This is a genomic window from Catenulispora yoronensis (assembly GCF_039531695.1).
In the GTDB taxonomy this organism is placed as follows: Bacteria; Actinomycetota; Actinomycetes; order Streptomycetales; family Catenulisporaceae; genus Catenulispora; species Catenulispora yoronensis.
Genome location: NZ_BAAAQN010000016.1, coordinates 12,901 through 30,268 on the forward strand (window position 1 = coordinate 12,901; position 17,368 = coordinate 30,268).

The 17,368-nt window shown below is 69.7% G+C and carries 16 protein-coding genes; 8 read left to right on the forward strand and 8 right to left on the reverse strand.

Translation table 11 applies throughout. The features are described from left to right. Window positions 1-9: 9 nt before the first annotated feature. The gene (locus ABD481_RS15620; protein ID WP_344666374.1) at window positions 10-348 is read right to left on the reverse strand and encodes a hypothetical protein; all 339 of its coding nucleotides are present in this window, start codon (window positions 346-348) and stop codon (window positions 10-12) included. 83 nt (window positions 349-431) lie between these two features. On the opposite strand from ABD481_RS15620, the gene ABD481_RS15625 reads away from it, so the two are divergent. Next, window positions 432-1,046, forward strand: a complete 615-nt coding sequence (locus ABD481_RS15625; protein WP_344666375.1) for a TetR/AcrR family transcriptional regulator — start codon at window positions 432-434, stop codon at window positions 1,044-1,046. A gap of 107 nt (window positions 1,047-1,153) precedes the next feature. Further along, on the forward strand, window positions 1,154-2,758 hold the full coding sequence (locus tag ABD481_RS15630) for a serine/threonine-protein kinase (RefSeq protein WP_344666376.1): 1,605 nt from the start codon (window positions 1,154-1,156) through the stop codon (window positions 2,756-2,758). A 35-nt stretch (window positions 2,759-2,793) separates the two neighbouring features. Here the strand turns inward: ABD481_RS15630 and ABD481_RS15635 are convergent, their stop codons facing one another. Beyond that, window positions 2,794-4,365 carry a serine/threonine-protein kinase gene (locus ABD481_RS15635; RefSeq protein ID WP_344666377.1) on the reverse strand — a complete coding sequence of 524 codons (1,572 nt, stop codon included), beginning with the start codon at window positions 4,363-4,365 and terminating at the stop codon, window positions 2,794-2,796. Window positions 4,366-4,380: 15 nt separating this feature from the next. Continuing rightward, entirely contained in the window at window positions 4,381-5,046 is a 666-nt protein-coding gene (locus ABD481_RS15640; RefSeq protein ID WP_344666378.1) for a TetR/AcrR family transcriptional regulator, read from the reverse strand. Window positions 5,047-5,264: 218 nt separating this feature from the next. Between ABD481_RS15640 and ABD481_RS15645 the strand changes: the two genes are divergently transcribed. Both ABD481_RS15645 and ABD481_RS15650 read left to right on the forward strand, forming a co-directional pair. Continuing rightward, window positions 5,265-6,008, forward strand: a complete 744-nt coding sequence (locus ABD481_RS15645; protein WP_344666379.1) for an alpha/beta fold hydrolase — start codon at window positions 5,265-5,267, stop codon at window positions 6,006-6,008. 101 nt (window positions 6,009-6,109) lie between these two features. Next, window positions 6,110-7,006, forward strand: a complete 897-nt coding sequence (locus ABD481_RS15650; RefSeq protein ID WP_344666380.1) for an alpha/beta fold hydrolase — start codon at window positions 6,110-6,112, stop codon at window positions 7,004-7,006. A gap of 190 nt (window positions 7,007-7,196) precedes the next feature. On the opposite strand, the gene ABD481_RS15655 is transcribed toward ABD481_RS15650, so the two are convergent. Both ABD481_RS15655 and ABD481_RS15660 read right to left on the reverse strand, forming a co-directional pair. Continuing rightward, window positions 7,197-7,958: an alpha/beta fold hydrolase gene (locus tag ABD481_RS15655; RefSeq protein WP_344666381.1), complete on the reverse strand. Its 762-nt coding sequence runs from the start codon at window positions 7,956-7,958 to the stop codon at window positions 7,197-7,199. 120 nt (window positions 7,959-8,078) lie between these two features. Further along, complete coding sequence (locus ABD481_RS15660; protein ID WP_344666382.1) at window positions 8,079-8,702, reverse strand: TIGR03086 family metal-binding protein; 624 nt, start codon at window positions 8,700-8,702, stop codon at window positions 8,079-8,081. 70 nt (window positions 8,703-8,772) lie between these two features. Here ABD481_RS15660 and ABD481_RS15665 point away from each other — a divergent pair, with 70 nt between their 5' ends. Next, complete coding sequence (locus tag ABD481_RS15665; protein ID WP_344666383.1) at window positions 8,773-9,438, forward strand: TetR/AcrR family transcriptional regulator; 666 nt, start codon at window positions 8,773-8,775, stop codon at window positions 9,436-9,438. 134 nt (window positions 9,439-9,572) lie between these two features. Here ABD481_RS15665 and ABD481_RS15670 read toward each other — a convergent pair whose 3' ends face one another. Continuing rightward, window positions 9,573-10,244, reverse strand: coding sequence for a helix-turn-helix domain-containing protein (locus ABD481_RS15670; RefSeq protein WP_344666384.1), 672 nt, complete (start codon window positions 10,242-10,244; stop codon window positions 9,573-9,575). 31 nt (window positions 10,245-10,275) lie between these two features. Here ABD481_RS15670 and ABD481_RS15675 point away from each other — a divergent pair, with 31 nt between their 5' ends. After that, entirely contained in the window at window positions 10,276-11,178 is a 903-nt protein-coding gene (locus tag ABD481_RS15675) for an ornithine cyclodeaminase family protein (RefSeq protein ID WP_344666385.1), read from the forward strand. A gap of 30 nt (window positions 11,179-11,208) precedes the next feature. On the opposite strand, the gene ABD481_RS15680 is transcribed toward ABD481_RS15675, so the two are convergent. Next, the gene (locus tag ABD481_RS15680) at window positions 11,209-13,266 is read right to left on the reverse strand and encodes a helix-turn-helix transcriptional regulator (RefSeq protein WP_344666386.1); all 2,058 of its coding nucleotides are present in this window, start codon (window positions 13,264-13,266) and stop codon (window positions 11,209-11,211) included. 170 nt (window positions 13,267-13,436) lie between these two features. On the opposite strand from ABD481_RS15680, the gene ABD481_RS15685 reads away from it, so the two are divergent. Both ABD481_RS15685 and ABD481_RS15690 read left to right on the forward strand, forming a co-directional pair. Next, window positions 13,437-14,129, forward strand: coding sequence for an alpha/beta fold hydrolase (locus ABD481_RS15685; RefSeq protein ID WP_344666387.1), 693 nt, complete (start codon window positions 13,437-13,439; stop codon window positions 14,127-14,129). Window positions 14,130-14,162: 33 nt separating this feature from the next. Next, complete coding sequence (locus ABD481_RS15690; RefSeq protein WP_344666388.1) at window positions 14,163-15,017, forward strand: alpha/beta fold hydrolase; 855 nt, start codon at window positions 14,163-14,165, stop codon at window positions 15,015-15,017. Window positions 15,018-15,024: 7 nt separating this feature from the next. On the opposite strand, the gene ABD481_RS15695 is transcribed toward ABD481_RS15690, so the two are convergent. Further along, window positions 15,025-17,295: a helix-turn-helix domain-containing protein gene (locus ABD481_RS15695; protein ID WP_344666389.1), complete on the reverse strand. Its 2,271-nt coding sequence runs from the start codon at window positions 17,293-17,295 to the stop codon at window positions 15,025-15,027. Between the last annotated feature and the right edge of the window lie 73 nt (window positions 17,296-17,368).

Here is a 17,368-nt window from a genome sequence, read left to right on the forward strand (position 1 = left end):
CCTCGGGCCTCAGCGCCCGGGCGCTGGCGGCAGCTCGGCCAGCACGCGACGGATCCGCCGGCCGAGCCTGACGCTGTTGACCGCCGTCTCCCAGCCGAGGCCGCCGGGGACGATCTCGACCTCGGTCTGCCCGGCCCGCCGAGTGAGCGTGACGTGCGCGCAGAACAGGCGGTTGGAGCCGCGGCCGACCAGCACGGTGTCGGGCGTCGTCGGCTTCGGCCGGGCCAGCGGCTTGCGGCTGGTGCGCAGGCCGGGGAGTACGTTGTACCCGGCGCCCAGGCGGGCGCGCAGGATGTCGGTGACTTCCTTCGCGGTGAGATCGGATCGGTCGATGGTGAGTGAGGACATGGGTGTTCCTTCAGGGTTGCGAAGCAGAACGGCGCGCCCTTAACTGAGACATCATTGTATCAAGTGAGACTGGACTGTATCAATTGAACGCCACCGGCTCCGCGGCCGCCCCCGATCCGCAGACCCCCGACCTCCGGTCCGACGCCCGGCGCAACCAGCGGCGCATCCTGCTGGCCGCGGCCCGCGTCCTGGCCGACGACCCGGCGGCGAGCATGCAGCGCATCGCCGACGAGGCCGAGGTGGCCCGGCCCACCGTGTACCGCCGCTACCCCACCCGGGAAGTGCTGATCGAGGCGATCGGCCGGGAGGCGATCGAGGAGTTCGCCGCCGCGCTCGACGCCGCCCAGGACCAGGACGAGGACTCCGCGGCGACCCTGACCCGGCTGATCCGGGCCCTGGCCCGCATCGGCGCCGACTATCCGATCGTGCTCGCCGGCGGGACGCACGCCCACGACACCGCCGCCGTCGTCGAACGCGTCGACAGCCTCATCGTGCGCGGCCAAGCCGCCGGCGAACTGCGCGCCGACGTGACCTCCGAAGTGCTGCGGCACGCGCTGTTCGGGGCGTTGACGGCCGGCCTCCGACTGGCCCGGGCGGACGGCCCCGCCGCTGACAACGGCGCGTCGCGGCCCGATCCGGAGGCGATCGGCGCCCAGATCGCCGCAATCCTCGTGGAGGGAATGCGCGCGGAAAAGTGAGCCCGACAGTCCATGCCGCACCGGTGTGGCATGGACGCGACACCGCTGACACCGCCACGCTGTAGTGAGGCTTCGCCCGAGCAGGACTCACAGCGGATGCAGAGCGGATGATTGCGGGACGGTACCAGCTGATACGTGCGCTGGGTCGCGGCGGCATGGGCGTCGTGTGGCTGGCCCGCGACGAGCTTCTTGGCCGCGAGATCGCCGTCAAGGAGCTGGCGCTTCTGCCCGCGATCGACGGCGACGAGGCGGCGGACCAGGTCGTGCGGCGCGCGGTGCGTGAGGCCCAAGCGGCTGCTCGGCTCAAGCATCCGGGAATCGTGACAGTGCACGATGTCGTCACGCATGACGGTCGGCCGTGGATCGTCATGGAGCTGATCAACGGCCGGTCGTTGTCGGACGTGCTGAAGCAGGAGGGGCCGCTCGCCGCTCCCCGGACGGCCGCGATCGGCCTTCAGGTGCTCGGTGCGCTGGAGACGGCGCATCGGCACGGGATCGTGCACCGGGATGTGAAGCCGGCCAACATTCTTCTGGACGGCGAGCGCGCGGTCCTCACCGACTTCGGCATCGCGGCGATAGGCGGGGCTGCCGCTCTGACCAGTAGCGGGATGCTGGTCGGCTCGCCGCAATACATGGCTCCGGAGCGGATTCTCGGCCGCGACGCGGGTCCGCCAGGCGACCTGTGGTCGCTCGGCGTCACCCTGTATGCGATGGTCACCGGACGCTCGCCGTTTCAGCGGGACAGCGTTCAGGCCACCATCGCGGCGGTGCTCGGCATCGATCCCGATCCGTTGCCGACGGCCGGGCATCTGACGACGGTTATCAGTGGGCTGCTGTGTAAAGACCCGGATCAGCGGATCGGCGCCGAGCAGGCAGCAGCGCTGTTGGCTGCCGTGGAGTCGGCATCAAGCACGCAGACGGAGCCCAACCCCGCTCCCGTGGTCGCTCCCACGGTGCCACCGAGACCACGGAAGTGGCTGGTACCCGTGCTGTTCGCTGCGTTGCTGGCCGCCGGCGCAACAGCGTGGCGATTCGACCGGGGCGCCGCAGCACCGCCGCGAGCGGAAAGCTTCTTTTCACCACAGCCGTCGCGGTCGCTCGCACCAACGTCACCGATTAGCGTGTCGGTGACGCCGGCAGGCGCGACCGTCGCTCCCACTCCTACCGCTCCCAACACTCCCACGGCTTCCACCATCACTCCTGTGCCGTTCTCACCACGTCCCGCCCCACCGGGATTCACGCCGATGGACAACGCCCGCGAAGGCTTCTTCCTCTACATTCCGAAGTCATGGGTGGGCAGCTCCACCAGCTGGGCCAATCGCACCGGCGACAAGCCCGGTCCCTTGATCTCGGTGGAGGTCAGCCACCGCCAGCTGTCTTCGCAGAGCTCGATTCTGGACGACCTCACAGGTCGCGAGGCTTCGACATCCTCGCTCTTTCCCAACGGCCAGTACCAGCGCGTGGCGCTGAGCGCGTTGACCGCGCCGCCCTGGGCGCACAGCGCGGCGCGATGGGAGTACACCACAGCGCCCGGCCACCCGGGCCTGGTCTACAGCCACATCTTGATGCGCGCCTACATCGGTCCCGACAACGAGGCCTACTACCTGACCGCCTGGGTGAACGCCGGGACAGCCTCGGATACAAGCAGCGCTTGGTCTGCCGCCCAGCCGACTCTGACCACGATGTTGGACAGTTTCCAGGTGCTCGATTGAGTGCGAGTGGAGCGGGAGTGGGAGGGTGCTGATGATCAGAAGGCTGGCTGGAAGCTGCTCAGCGCGGTCGCGAGTGTCGGTTGCAGATCGGCCCACACCCGTGCCCGGTCTGCTTCGCTACGAGCTGAGACGCTGGCGGTGATGACGAAGATGCCATGGTCGGGTAGGACGAGCTCGTAGACCCGGTACCGCATGTACGTCGGGGTGGTGGTCCACCAGCCGGGAGTCGTTGTGTAGTCCCACTGGGCCTCGCTGGAGGACGGTGGCTGGGGCGTGACCGAGGTCAAGGAGAGGAGCCGGTATTGGCTCTCGTTCCCGCGGGTGTCCATCTCGGTCAGCGTCAGGTCGCTCAGCGCCGAGTCCGGCGGGCGGGCGCGGGTGACGGGACTGCCTTGGATCTCCACATGGATGTCTGGCGGGTAGTTGTCTGTGGCTGAGCCGTCGTTGATCGTGGCCCCCCAGTCCTGGGGCACCGCGATGCCGAAGCCGTTACCGATGTTGATGAATTTGGATCCGGCAGGCGGAGTCGGCGAGGGGGGAAGGCTGCGGCTGCTGCTCGGGGGAGTGGTGGGAGTGGGGGTCGGAGTGTGGGAGGGCGGCGGAGTGTGAGAAGCCAGCGGAGTGGTTGCCTGCTCCTTGGCGCGGGTATTCCGGTGCGAGGTGTCTGCGGAACCGTTCGGGCCCGACCAAGCGAGGGCTCCTGCCAGGATCAGGATCGCCAGGATGGGAATCGCCGAAAGCCAGGCGGTCTTGCTGCTGCGGGCTTTTCTGACCGGTGAGCCGAGCCCCGGACCCGACACCACCGACACCACCGCGCTGAGCAGACGCACTGCCTGGGCCGCAGTCAGCCTTTCGCGGGGATCGCTCTCCAACAGCCCTTTGATAGCCGGCCACAGCGGGCCCACCCCGGTCGGAGGCTTCGACAGACCGGCCAGAACGGCCGCGATGGTGGCTTGCGCGTCGGACCGCCGGAAAGGCGTGTCGCCGGTGACCATCACACACAGCGTGACGCCTACGGCCCACAAGTCGGCGGCGGCCCCGACATCACCTCCGGTGATGCGCTCCGGCGCGAGATACTCGGGCGACCCGATCACCTGACCAGTGGCCGTGAGACCGGTGGCCCCGTCGAACGTCGCGATGCCGAAGTCCGTCAGCACCGCGCGCTCGCCGTCGAGCAGGATGTTGCCCGGCTTGACGTCCCGATGCCGGATTCCCAGCCGGTGCGCGGCGTCCAGCGCCTCCAGCACTTGGATCCCGATCGCCGCCGCCCGCTGCACGGACAGCGCGCCATCCCTCTCGACCACCTGAGCCAGCGACGGGCCGTGGACCAGCTCCATGACGATCCACGGTCGCTCGTCCTCGACGACGACGTCATGGACCAGGACGATCCCCGGATGCTTGAGACGGGCCGTCGCCTGAGCCTCGCGCAGCGCCCTGCGCACCGCGACCTGGACGGTTTCGTCATCACCGACCGGGAGACCGTGGATCTCCTTGATGGCGACCTCGCGCTCAAGAAGGATGTCATGGGCCTGCCATACCGCACCCATCCCGCCGCGCCCCAGAACGTGCACCAGCCGATAGCGTCCGGCAAGCAGCTGCGGAGTCACTATGTCAGAGTACGGTCATCCTCCGGCGACGCCGTACCGGGCGAGGAACATCTTCACGCCGCCCCGGACGTAGGTGTCGATGACGTCCTGGGCGGGGGCGAAATCGGTGTTCATCATCGCGATCTCGACCGGGATGATCATGGTGCGGGCGTAGAAGGCGACGGTGAGCTGGGGGTCGGGGTCCAGGGTCATCAGGCCGCGTTCGGCCAGGGTGCGGAAGCGGGGCTCCAGGATCTTGCGGACCTGGCCCGGACCGTGGTCGTCCCAGGCGGCGGCCAGGTGGGGGAGCCGGGCGGCCTCGCCGATGACCAGCCGGCGCAGGGCCAGGACGTCGGGCTGGAGCATGATGCGCAGCCAGGCCCGGCCCACGTCGGCCAGGTCGGCCTCCAGGTCGTCGCTGTGGTCCAGGTCGGCGTCGCGGATCGCGTCCGCTATGGCGGACAGGACGTTCTGCAGGATGTCCGCGACCACGGCCAGGAACAGGGGCTCCTTGCCCTTGAAGTAGCGGTAGAGCGTCTGGCGGGAGACGTCCGCCTCGGTCAGGATCATGTCGATGCTGGCGTTGGCGTAGCCCTGGTCGAGGAAGACCTTCAAGGCCGCGCGGCGGATCTGCTCGGGCTTGGCGGGCGCGGTAGCGACGGGGGCGGCCGGCTGCCAGGTGGCCGGATCGGATGTGGGCATGGTTCCTCCCGGATCGCGGCGCTCCACGACCAGACTAGACGTTCTGATCTGTCAGACTATGCGGTCTGATTTTGCCGGTCAATGTGACCCACGTCACACTCATGAGCCTCTTGCGTCCCTCGTCGGCGCAGGTCTAACGTCTGCCCCAGATCAGACGGAACAGTCTGATCCGTCAGACCGAACAGTCTGATCCTGTTGATCGCCGACCGGAGGAAGTCATGAACACCAACGCCGACACCAACGCCAACGCCAACGCCAGCGCCGACACCAACACCAACCCGCAGCTCTCGAACGTGGTCCTGGTCCACGGCGGCTTCGTGGACGGCTCGGGCTGGCAGGGCGTGTACGACGCGCTGACCGCCGACGGCTTCACCGTCGCCGTCGTGCAGAACCCGACCTTCTCCCTGGCCGGCGACGTGGCCGCCACCCTCCAGGCGATCGAGGCCATGCCCGGCCCGGTGGTCCTGGTCGGCCACTCCTACGGCGGCGCGGTGATCACCGAGGCCGGCACCCACGAGAAGGTCGCCGCGCTGGCCTACATCGCCGCCTTCGCCCCGGACAAGGACGAGTCGGTGGCCACCCTGATCGCGAACCCGGCCCCGGGTGCCCCGGTCCCGCCGATCCTGCCCCCGGTCGACGGCTTCCTGACCCTGGACCCCGCCCAGTTCGCCGACTCCTTCGCCGCCGACCTGCCCCCGGCCCAGGCCCGCTTCATGGCCGACTCCCAGGTGCCCTGGGGCCTGGAGGCGCTGAACGGCGCCGTGACCGAGCCCGCTTGGCGCGGCAAGCCCGCCTGGTACCTGGTCGCCGCCGACGACCGGATGATCCCGCCGCCGGCCCAGCGCGCCATGGCCGAGCGCATCGGCGCGACCACCGTCGAGGCCCCCGGCGCCAGCCACTCCGTCTACGTCTCCCAGCCCGCCGCCACGGCCGACCTCATCAAGCAGGCGGCCCGGGGCTGACTCGACCCGCCACTGACTCGACCCGACCCGCCGCTGACCCGACCCGACCCGCCGCTGACCCGACCCGCCGCCGAATTCCGACTTCCCCAAGGAGCGCCACCATGAGCACCCCCACCAAGCGCCGGACCTACGCCGCCGCCTCGACCGCCGCCGCAGCCGCCCTCGGCCTGGCCGCCTTCGCCACCTTCGCCCCCTCAGCCGCAGCGTCCACAACACCGACCGCTACCACTGCCCGGATCACCGCCGCCCAGATCACCGCCGCCGCGGCCAACCACCACGGGCCCAAGCCCACCGTGGTCCTGATCCACGGCGGGTTCGCCGACGCCTCCAACTGGAACGGCGTGATCAAGCTGCTCGAAAAGCAGGGCTACCCGGTCATCGCACCGGCCAACCCACTGCGCGGCATACCGACCGACTCCACCTACATCCACAGCGTCCTGACCTCGATCAAGGGCCCGATCATCCTCGTCGGCCACTCCTACGGCGGCGCGGTCATCACCAACGCCGTCCAGGACAACCCCAACGTCAAAGCCCTGGTCTACGTGGCCGCCTTCGTCCCCGACACCGGCGAACAACTCGGCACCCTGATCACCAAGTTCCCCGGCAGCCTGATCGGCGCCGACCTGAACCCGGTCCCCTTCACCAACCCCGACGGCACCACCGGCACCGACCTGTACCTGCAACCCGCCAAGGTGGCAGAAGCCTTCGCCGGCGACCTGCCCAAGCAAGACCAAGCCCTGATCGCCGCCGAACAACGCCCCTTCGCCGCCACCTCCTTCACCGACCCCACCACCTCCGCGGCCTGGCACACCCTCCCGGTCTACGGCGTGGTGGCCGGCAAGGACAACGCCATCCCCCCAGCCCTCGAACGCTGGGAATACCACCGCGCGAACGCCAAGAAGATCGTCGAAGTCCCCGGCGCCTCCCACGTGGTCATGATCAGCCACCCGGACGCGGTCGCGAAGCTGATCGAGCAGGCCGCTGAGGACAACAGCTGACCTGGCACCGCTACGTACGCAGAGCTACTCGCCGACTGCTGCAAACCAGAGGCCGGGAACGGATGGCATCCGTTCCCGGCCTGGTGTGCTGAGAACCCGCCTCGGACTCACCGCCGTCGCCGAGTCCTTCGGCAAGGCCTATCAAGTGCTATTCACCATGAGAATTCCTCTCAGTTCAGTTCAGCCCAGTTCAGCCCAGTACCTGGACCGGCCCGACCTCCGCATGTTCAGCGATGAAATCCAATGCGCTCCCGACGACCTGCGGCCTTGCCAGGATTCCGCGATGGCCGAGCCGGCTGGTCACCACCAGCCGTGCCCTGGGCGCGTGGGCGTTCACGATCCGGTGCGCCTGCTCCAGCTCGACCATCTCGTCGTCCTCGTCGTGGATCACCAGGATCGGGATGCTGATGGTTGTGGGGGTGTGGTTGGCGGAGAACTGGTCCCAGACCCCCGTTTGACCGGGGAACAGCTCTTGCTCGATGCGGCGGCGCAGGTCGTGTCGGGTCTGGGTGCGTAGTCCGAGTTCCTCGGAGAACTTGTCCGGCAGGTAGCCGAAGTCGCAGACGCCGCTGACCGCCACCAGCTTCTCCGCCTCGGTGCCCGTGTTCAGGGCGTAGAAGGCGCAGGTCACTCCGAAGGAGTTGGCGATGATGGCTCGGAACACGCCGTACTGGTCCTGGAGTTGGCGGATGATCTCCCGGTATTCGAGGATCGTGGTGCTTGTCCCGCGCGAGGCGCCGTGGCCCGGAGCGTCGAAGGTGATCGGTGTGTAGCCCAGCGCTTGTAGTCGCGGCACGAGTTCTGCGTAGCGGGAGCCGCGTGACTGCCAACCGTGGACCAGCAGTACAGGATCGGCGCCGTCGCCCCATCGGTAGGTGACCACGTCTTTGCCGCAGACCTGCATGGTCCCGACCGCGGCCTGCGTGTGGACGCCGCGCTCTGCGGCGCGCACTCGGCCACGCCGAATGGGGTGGCAGAACAAGGCGAACGCCAGTCTCCCGGCAAGGGGAGGAGCGATGCGCGAGATGAGGTTCAGAGTCGAACCGGTCATGGAGACGGCGATGTTCAAGCTTCAGACCGTGGGCCAGGACGGCGGTCGGCCGAGGAAGGCGACCAGCTGCTGGGTGGGGGAGGCGGCCGCAGTGACTTCGACCTCGATGTCGAACGCGGCGTTCGGGCGGTCGTCGGGCCAGCGGTGGGCGATCGCCAGCGCCGTGACGGCCAGTTCCTCCTCGAACTCGATCGGGGCGCCGATCGCCTTCGCCACGTCCCAGCCGTGCACCAGGAAGTCGACGAAGTGCAGGCTCAGGGCGATCTCGGCGCTGAAGACGCCGAACTCCCGTACCTCGACGTCGCGGCCGAACACGTCGTCGTCCGCGAACGCCGCCGTGACCAGCTCGGCGGACTCCAGGTAGGCGGCGTGGGGGTCCTCGCCGAGCCGGCCGCCGTCCCAGACCGACCTGTCGGGGACGCCGCGCGCGTTGACGGCGAAACCCTGGTTCTCGCTGACCAGGTGGCGCAGCAGCTCACCCAGCGTCCACTCGGTACACGGCGTCGGCAGGCCCAGCTGGTGGGCGCCGACCTTCCCGACGATCTCGCCGGTCGCCGCCAGAGCCCGGCGGTCCAGGTCTCTCAGGTCCAGCTCGCGCAGCTCCATCGAGTCCCCCTCAATATTTATGTACGAACGATCGTGCATATACTTTTGCATGTACGCTGGCCGGTACGCAAGGCTGCCGGGACGTTGGGCAGACCGATCGTTCACGGTGTTGACGGGCGAGGAGACGGAGATCGACGCACGAACCGAGGGGCGCACCGACGGACGCGTGGCCCGGGGCGACGAGACCCGGCGCCGGATCCTGCGCCGAGCGGTCGACATCGCCTCGGTGGAGGGCCTGGAGGGGCTCTCGATCGGCCGGCTCGCCAAGGAGTTGGAGATCAGCAAGAGCGGTGTGTTCACCCGCTTCGGCTCCAAGGAGGAACTCCAGCTGGCAGCGGTGCAGGCGGCCGCGGTCATCTACCGCAGGCACGTGATCGAACCCGCCTTGGCCGTCCCTCCCGGCCTACGCCGGGTATGGCAGCTCTGCGACAGCTGGCTCGACTACTCCCGCCAGCGGGTCTTCCCCGGCGGCTGCTTCTTCTTCGCCGCGAGTGCGGAGTTCGACGCGCAGGTCGGACCGGTCCGCGATGCGTTGGCCGCCGCCGGCCGGGACTGGAAGCGGTTCGTCGAACGGACGGTGGAGGACGCGCGCCAGCTCGGCGAACTGGCCGAGGACACCGACGCCGGACAGCTCGCGTTCGAGCTCAACGCGTTCCTTGACGCGGCCAACGCGACCTCGATCATGCACGACGACCCGGTCGCCTACGACCGCGCCCGGACAGCTATCCGCATCCGGTTGGAAGCCATCGTGACCGGACCGCTGACACCGGAATGACAGCGGCCTGGCACCCCGCCAGCCACCCGCCCGGCTCCTGGCCCGCTACCCCGCCCGCCACCGGCCTGACCGACCTCGCCAAGTGCACTCCGATGCCCATGAAATGTGCACTGGAATGCACAAAAACTCGACGACTACGCCGGCTCCCGGAGATCCACAACGCGGATGAACCGCGTCGGAACGTCCGCATCACCCGCCGCGAACGCATACTCGCGATCGCTCAGCAAGCGTGCGGCCGCGCCGGCTTCGAGCCGTGTGGCGCGCCCCTCCACCTCCACGCTCAACGAGCCGTCCAAGACCAGGATCAGCTCCTCCGACCCCGCCGGATCCGGCTCGCCCTGGTAGCGCTGGCCCGGCCCGAGCGTCCACTCCCACAGCTCGGGCCCGCCCGCGCGGCCACTGGGAACTTGCAGCACGGCACGGCTGTCGCGCGGGCCGCGCCACACCTCGACCGGCTCGGAGACGTGCAGCGGATCCTGTCCGCACTGGGTCACGAGGCCGGCGAAGTCGGTCCCCAGCGCCCTGGCGATCTTGTCCACCGTGACCAGGCTCGGATTGCCGTCGCCCTGCTCGATCTGGCTCAACCCGCGCCGGCTCAGGCCTGCGGCGTCCGCCAGACCCTGCATGGTCAGACCGGCGAGCCTGCGGCGCCGTCGCACTTCGCGGCCCAGGCGCTCGATGAACGGTCCAGCCGGGGTGCCTGCCGGGTCCTCCGCGGCCTCCGGGCTCTCCGCAGCCTCCGCGGGTTCGCTCCCGGTCGGCGTCGACGGTATCGACGGTATCGACGGTATCGACGGCGTTGACATCAGCACCCTCCCTATGTGCACTATAATTTACATGACGAGCACCAGTATATCCGTGGTCGAACAGGTCCCGGCCCTTGACGCCATTGCCGTTCTCGACGCTCTGCGCAGCGCGTTCACCGAACTGGGGCGCGGAAACGCCGCTCAGCCGCCGCAGACCGTCACCCTCCTCCCGGGCGGGGGAGACGTCATCCTCTATCAGGGTCAGCTCGGCGCCACATACAGCGTCAAGGTCTCGCCGTACCTGCCCCAGACCGACGGCTCCGCGGTGGTCACCGCGTGGACCATCCTCCTCGACACCGCCACCGGCCGGCCCGAACTGCTGGTCGACGCGGCCGGGCTCACCGTCGAGCGCACCTCCGCCACATCGGCGCTGGCCGTCGATCTGCTCGCCCGCCCGGACGCCGCGACGCTCGCGATCATCGGATCAGGCGCCCAGGCCCGGGCCCACCTGCGCTATGCCCGAGCAGTGCGCGAATTCACCGACGTGCGCATGTTCTCGCGGAGCCTGACGCAAGCCGACGCCCCCGAGGGGGTGAAGGTCGCCGCGAGCGCCGCACAGGCCGTGTCCGGCGCGGACGTCGTGCTGCTGTGCACCAGCGCGGGCGAAGCCTTGATCGACGCCGCGAGCCTGCCGCCCGGCACCGTGATCACCTCGATCAGCACCAACGTGGCGCGAGCCCACGAGATCGACCCGGCGGCACTGCCCGCGCTCGACGTCTACGGGGACTACCGGCCCACCGTCGTGCGCTCCGCGGGCGAGATGGTCATCGCCGCCGAGCGGGGCGACTGGACGGCCGAGCAGCTGCGCGGCGATCTGCCCGAACTGCTCACCGGCGCCTGCCCGCCGCCCTCCGGAACCCGCCCCGTCTTCTTCCGGTCCATCGGCATGGGCTTGGAAGACCTCGCCATTGCCCGACTCATCCTCGAACACTGATACTCGCGAAAAGGGACACTGAACAGTCGGTCAAGGCGACGACGTCCGTTCCAGCCGAGCCAGCGCGTCTCGCAGCGCCGCGCGAGACGCGACCCCGAGCTTCGGAAAGGCCTGATACAGATGAGTGGACACGGTCCGAGGCGACAGGAACAGCCTCTCACCGATCTGCTTATTGGTCAGTCCTGCGGCTGCGAGGCTCGCGATCTCCCGTTGTTGCGGCGTCAACATCGATCCGTCGACCCTGGCGGTCGAGCGCATGAGGGTGCCGCAGGCACGAAGCTCCTTGTCAGCGCGCGCAGCCCACGGGGCGGCTCCCAACCGGGTGAAAAGCTCCGAGGCGGCAGCCAACTGCTCCCGAGCCCGGGCGGCGGCCCGGTTCCGTCGCAGCCGCTCGCCGTAGTACAGCCGGATGCGGGCCTGATCGAACGGCCACTGCTCACCGTCGTCGACGGACAGGGCTTCGCTGAATCCTCTGACCGCTTCGTCATAGTCCTCCGCCGCGAGAGCCGCCGAGGCGAGCAGGACCATACGCAGCCGAGGTGACACATCAGCCAGACCGAGCCGCCTCGCCGCCTGGACGTGCTCGAATGCACTGTCGCGCCGGCCGGTCCGCACCGCGGCTTCCACCTGATCGAGCACCGACCACAAAGCATGCCCGGCAAAGGGCGCGAAGCTCCCGGTCGGCGTGATGACGCACGCATACCGATGGGCCTCCTCGAAATCGCCTCGGGACAGGGCGATCAGGGTCCTGGCATGAGCGGCGTAGCAGCGGACGGCGTGGCCGCGGTGCGGTCCGGCCCACTGGTCCATCTCATCCGCGCATCCGGTGGCGGCTGTGAAGTCGCCGCAGACTGCTGACAGACACGCCAGGACCCACCTCCCGGTCCAGGAACGCAGCGAATAGTCCAGCTCGTCGCACAACGCGAGTCCGTTGCCGACGACCTGGCGGAGTTCCCTCCATTGGCCGGTGTGGAACGCATGGCTGCCCCATAGGAACGAGGCCTGGATGGCGGGGAAGTTGTTCGCTCCTGTGTATCCGCCGCGGGCGGTGCGGAGCAACGGTTCTTCCATAGCGCCGAGACGGTCGGCATAGGCGCCGGCCGTGGCGATCCGCACGATCCGGACCGGATCCGAGACCCCCGGCAGGGCCGCGATGGCGGCGTCGAGCCGATCCCAGTCGGCCGCGCGGGCGCGCGCCGGATCGGCGAACGTCGCGCGCAGCAACCGCAGTGTGTCGGGGACGGACCTGCACTTCGCGACGACATCGTCGAACTGGCTCCACAGTTCGGCCTTCCCGCCGTGGACGCAGACGATCAGCAGTGTGGACAAGGCTTCCGCCATCAACGGATCGGTCAGGTCGTAGGGCTCGGGCTGGAGCGCGATCGTGCCGGAGATCAGGCGATGAGCGGCATCGATATCGCCGTAGCTGTCGAGCAGATAGACCGCGGTGGCCATCGCGGCGGGTAAGGACTCGGCGTCGGGCGCGGCCTGCCGGGCGTCCCGCAGCAAGCGAGGTATGTCGCGGACCTCGCCGGTGAGGTTCGCGCCGAGGTAGGCGGCCTTGGCCAGCCGCCGGGCTTGTTCGTCCCCTGACGGACTCAGATCGGCGGCTCGCAGCAGCGCGGCCACCGCGTTCGGGCCGTCACCGCGCCGGGCACTGACGTCGGCACTGTCTTCGAGCAGGGCGGCGACCTGTTCATCCGGATCGATCGCGGCCTGTGCCAGGTGCCAGGCCCGCCGCTCCGGGACGGCGCCCCAGGCTCGCGCCAACGCCAGATGCACGCCACGTCGCTGGTCGCTGGTCGACAGTTCCACGACAGCCGAGCGGATGAGCGAATGCCGGAAGCTCAGCGTTCCGGTCCGCTCATCCACGCGGACGAGCTGGGCCCGCTCGGCGGGGGCCAGATGCTTCAGGCTGCACCGTCCGGCCACCGCGCGACGCAGGGTTCGAATATTGTCGCTGCCGTCCAGCGCCGCCACCAGCAGCAGGTACCGGGTGGCTGCCGGAAGGGCCGTGATCCGGGAGGCGAAGACCGCTCGCAGGCGGTGCGTCAGCAGGGTGTCCTTGGAATCGGCCTCCGTCGTCACGTCCCCAGTGAAACCCCCGACGCCCGGCGGTCTCCAGGAAAAACGGAGTGAAAAAGTAGACCGACCCGGGCCGGCGAACTACGTCACATGACGGGAGCGGCCCGGTCGGCGATCTTCCTACGGTTCTTCGCAAGGGCACATCGCAGTGCCCGCGAGAATCTGGAGGTTCGATGAACGACAGCGCGCAGCGCGGGAACGTCGTACTCGTCCACGGCGGTTTCGTGGACGGCTCGGGCTGGCAGGGGGTCTACGACGCCCTGACGGCCGACGGCTACAACGTGGCCGTCGTGCAGCACCCCACGGTCTCCCTCGACGACGACGTGGTCGTCACGCACCGGGTGATCGACGCGATGTCGGGCCCGGTGACCCTCGTCGGCCACTCCTACGGCGGCGTGGTGATCAGCGAGGCCGGCACCCACGACAAGGTCACGGCCCTGGTATACATCGCCGCGTTCGCCCCGGACAAGGGCGAGTCGGTCAACACCTTGATCGCCGATCCGCCGCCGGGCGCCCCGGTGCCGCCGATCCTGCCGCCGGTCGCCGGGTTCCTGTTCCTGGACCGGGACAAGTTCGCGGAGTCCTTCGCCGGCGATCTGCCGTTGACGCAGGCCGCGTTCATGGCCGACTCCCAGGTCCCTTGGGGCGTGGACGCGCTCGCCGGCGCGGTGTCCGTCCCGGCGTGGCGCAGCAAGCCGTCGTGGTACCTGGTGGCCCAGGACGACCACATGATCCCGCCGCCGGCTCAGCGCGCGATGGCCGAGCGGATCGGCGCCACCGTCGTCGAGGTCTCCGGCAGCCACTCGGTTTACGTGTCCCAGGTCGCCGCCACCGCCGGAATCATCAAGCAGGCCGCCCAAGCCTGACCGCCCACCCCGAATCCAAATATGAGGAGCCCCATGAACACAGATGTCTCGCGCCGTCGGCTGCTGGCCGCCGGAGCGGCAGTCGCCGGGTCGGCGGCGTTGATCGCCGGCGTGGAGGGCACCGCCGCCGCGGCGCCGGCCCCGGGCCGGGCGGACGAGGGGAGCAGGGCGGCGAAGCCCACGATCGTGCTGGTGCACGGCGGCTACGCCGATTCCTCCTGCTGGAACGCCAGCATCCAGGAGTTGCAGAGCCTGGGCTACACCACGATCTGCGGGTCGAACCCCCTGCGCGGCATCCCGACCGACGCCCCCTACATCGCCAGTCTGCTGGACTCCATCAGCGGACCGGTGGTGCTGGTCGCGCACTCGATGGGCGGCACGGTCATCACGAACGCCGCCGCCGGCAAGGCGAACGTCAAAGCGTTGGTCTACATCGCGGCGTTCGTGCCCGACGTCGGCGAAACGCAGGGGGACCTGATCAGCAAGTTCCCCGGCAGCGAGGTCCTCCCGGTGAGCGTTCCGGTGCCGTATACGAAGGCTGACGGCACCACCGGAACCGACCTGTACCTGAGCAAGGCCGGCCAGGCCGCCTTCGCCGCCGACATCTCCAAGACCGCGTTCCAGGTCTTGCAGGCCACGCAGCGGCCGTTCGACGCCGCGTCGTTCACCTTCCCCACCACCGCCGCGGCCTGGAAGACGATCCCGACCTACGGGCTGGTCGCAGGCCGGGACAAGGCGATCCCGCCGGCCTGCGAGCGCTGGATGTACGGCCGCGCCAACGCCCGACGGATCGTCGAAGTGCCGACCTCGTCCCACGTCGCGATGCTCAGCCATCCCAAGACCGTCGCAGGCCTCATTGATCAGGCCGCCCGGGACACCTGCCGATGAACCGGGATCAGCTGCTGGGGCCGTCCCACTGTGCCAGCAGCTGATCGGCCTCTTCGACGTCGGCCGCGGCCTTCAGCTCCACGAACCTGGCCCGGGCCGCGCGCAGTGCCGCCGCGGCCTCGGCGTTCCGGCCGGTCCGGTGCAGGATCCGGGCCAGCGAGACCTCGGCCTTGCCCTGATACAGCGGCAGGCCGAGGCGCTCGGCCAACGCGGCGGTCGTGCGGCAGGAGTCCTCGGCGGCGGCGTCGTCGCCGAGTCCTCCGTGGACGCGGGCCAGGGTCCAGTGGCCGCTCAACGACGCCATGTCGGCGATCATCCGCTTGGCCTCGCCCTCTTGCGGGGCGCGGGCCATCTCCAGCGTCTGTCGGGCCTTTTCGGCGGCGTCCTGCGGCCGGTTCAGGAACAGCAGGGCGGCGGACTGGGTCACCAGGACCGACAGACGGCCCTCGATGTCTCCGGCCTCTTCCATCAAACGGTCCGCCTGCTCGGAGTAGCGCAGCGACTCGGCCGGGTCGATGGGTATCAGCGAGTGCGCCGCGTACTGGTAGCCCCAGCCCTGCTGGACGAGGTCGCCCGCCTGCTCGGCGATGCGGACCGCGCTGAGGCCCAGGTCCGCCGCTTTGAGGCGCTCGCCTCCGGCGCCGTGGGCCCACGCCAGGTTGTTCAGCTGGGTCGCGTGCGCGACGACGTCGCCGAGCCGGACGGCCGCCGCGACCGCGCCGCCGAACACCTCCCGCCAGTGCTCCCAATGGTCCCAGTGGTCTGAGAACCAGTGGAAGGCGTCGGCCGTGGCCACGACCTCGCGGTCCCATTCCCGGGCCACGGCGACGCGGTAGGCGCCGAGCCAGTTGTCGGCCTCGGTGTGCAGCCAGGCCGAGGCGGCGTCCGACGTCGACAGGTCCACCGGCTCCTGCCAGCCGACCGGGGCCGCGCCGTGGGCGGGCTCGAACCAGCGCCCGGCGGCGGCCGCCACCGTCAACAGCCAGTCGACCATCAGCTTGAGCAGCCGCTCCTGCTCCTCGGGCGGCTCCTCGGCGGCCAGGCGGTCGGCGGCGAACAGGCGGATCAGGTCGTGGAAGCTGTAGCGGCCGCCGCCGCTCTGGGTCAGCAGGCCCAACTCGTAGAGCTCCTCCAGCAGGTCCTCGGTGTCGAAGACCGATGCTTCGCAGAGCACTGAGGCCAGGCCGGCCTCGAAATCGGGGCCGGGGACCAGCGCCATGCGGCGGCACAGCCGCTGGGCGGCGGGCGTCAGCTGGTCGTAGGACATCGCGAACGCGGCGGTGATCTGGAGGTCCCCGGCGTTGATCTGCCCCAGGCGCCGCTCGGAGTCGGCCAGCCGGTCGGCGAGCTGGCGCGCGGTCCAGTTCGGGCGGGTGGCCAGCCGGTTGCCGATGATGCGCAGGGCCAGCGGCAACCCGCCGCACAGCCCGGCGAGGTCGGCCAGGCCATCGCCGCGCGGGCCCCCGGTGTCGCCGACAATGTGACTGAGCAAGGCGATTCCGGCGTCGGCGGCCAGCACCGGGACCGGCAGCCGCGCGACGCCCTCCAGCCCGGTCAGCAGCCGCCGGCTGGTGACGAGCACCGGAGCGCTTCCGACACCGGGCAACAGCGGACGTACCTGGTCCTCGTCCCGGGCGTTGTCCAGCACGACGATCGCAGGCTGCTGTTCCAGCAACGCCCGCAACTGCCCCGAGCGGCCGTCCACACCGTCCGCCAGGTCGCGGTTCCCGACGCCCAGCGCCTTCAGCAGCCGGAACAACGCCGTGGCCAGGTCCAGCGGCTCGGCGTCCATCCCTCGCAGGTCGATGTAGAACAAGTCCAGCCCGGCGGCCTCCGCCAGCCGCCGCCCGGCCTGCACCGCGAGCGTCGTCTTCCCGATGCCGCCGGGGCCGGACAGCACCACCACCGACGCCGCAGGCCCGGAACCGCCGGCCAACGCCACGATCCGATCGAGCTCCGCATCACGCCCGGTGAAATCCGGCACCGGCCGCGGCGGCACGCACCACCCCGCCGGCGCGGTTACCGGCCGCGGCCGTCCGACCTCCGCCAACTGCTCCAGCCCGGCCCGCTCGGCGACGCCCAGACCCAACCCATCGGCCAACGCCATCACGGTCCGCCGCTGCGGCCCGAGGCTGTGCCCCCGCTCCAGCCCACCGATCGTCCGAGCGCTGACACCCGAAGCCTCCGCCAACGCTTCCAGCGTCAGCTGAGCCCGCTGCCGAAGCCGCCGCAGCTCCGCAGCGAACGTGATCTCCCGACGGTCGTCCTCAGCAGCCATTCCGTAGTGCTCCTAGCCTCCCGGGTGATCAATGAGCAGACGGTACAGGAAGTGGTTCGGCAAGCTCATCTGG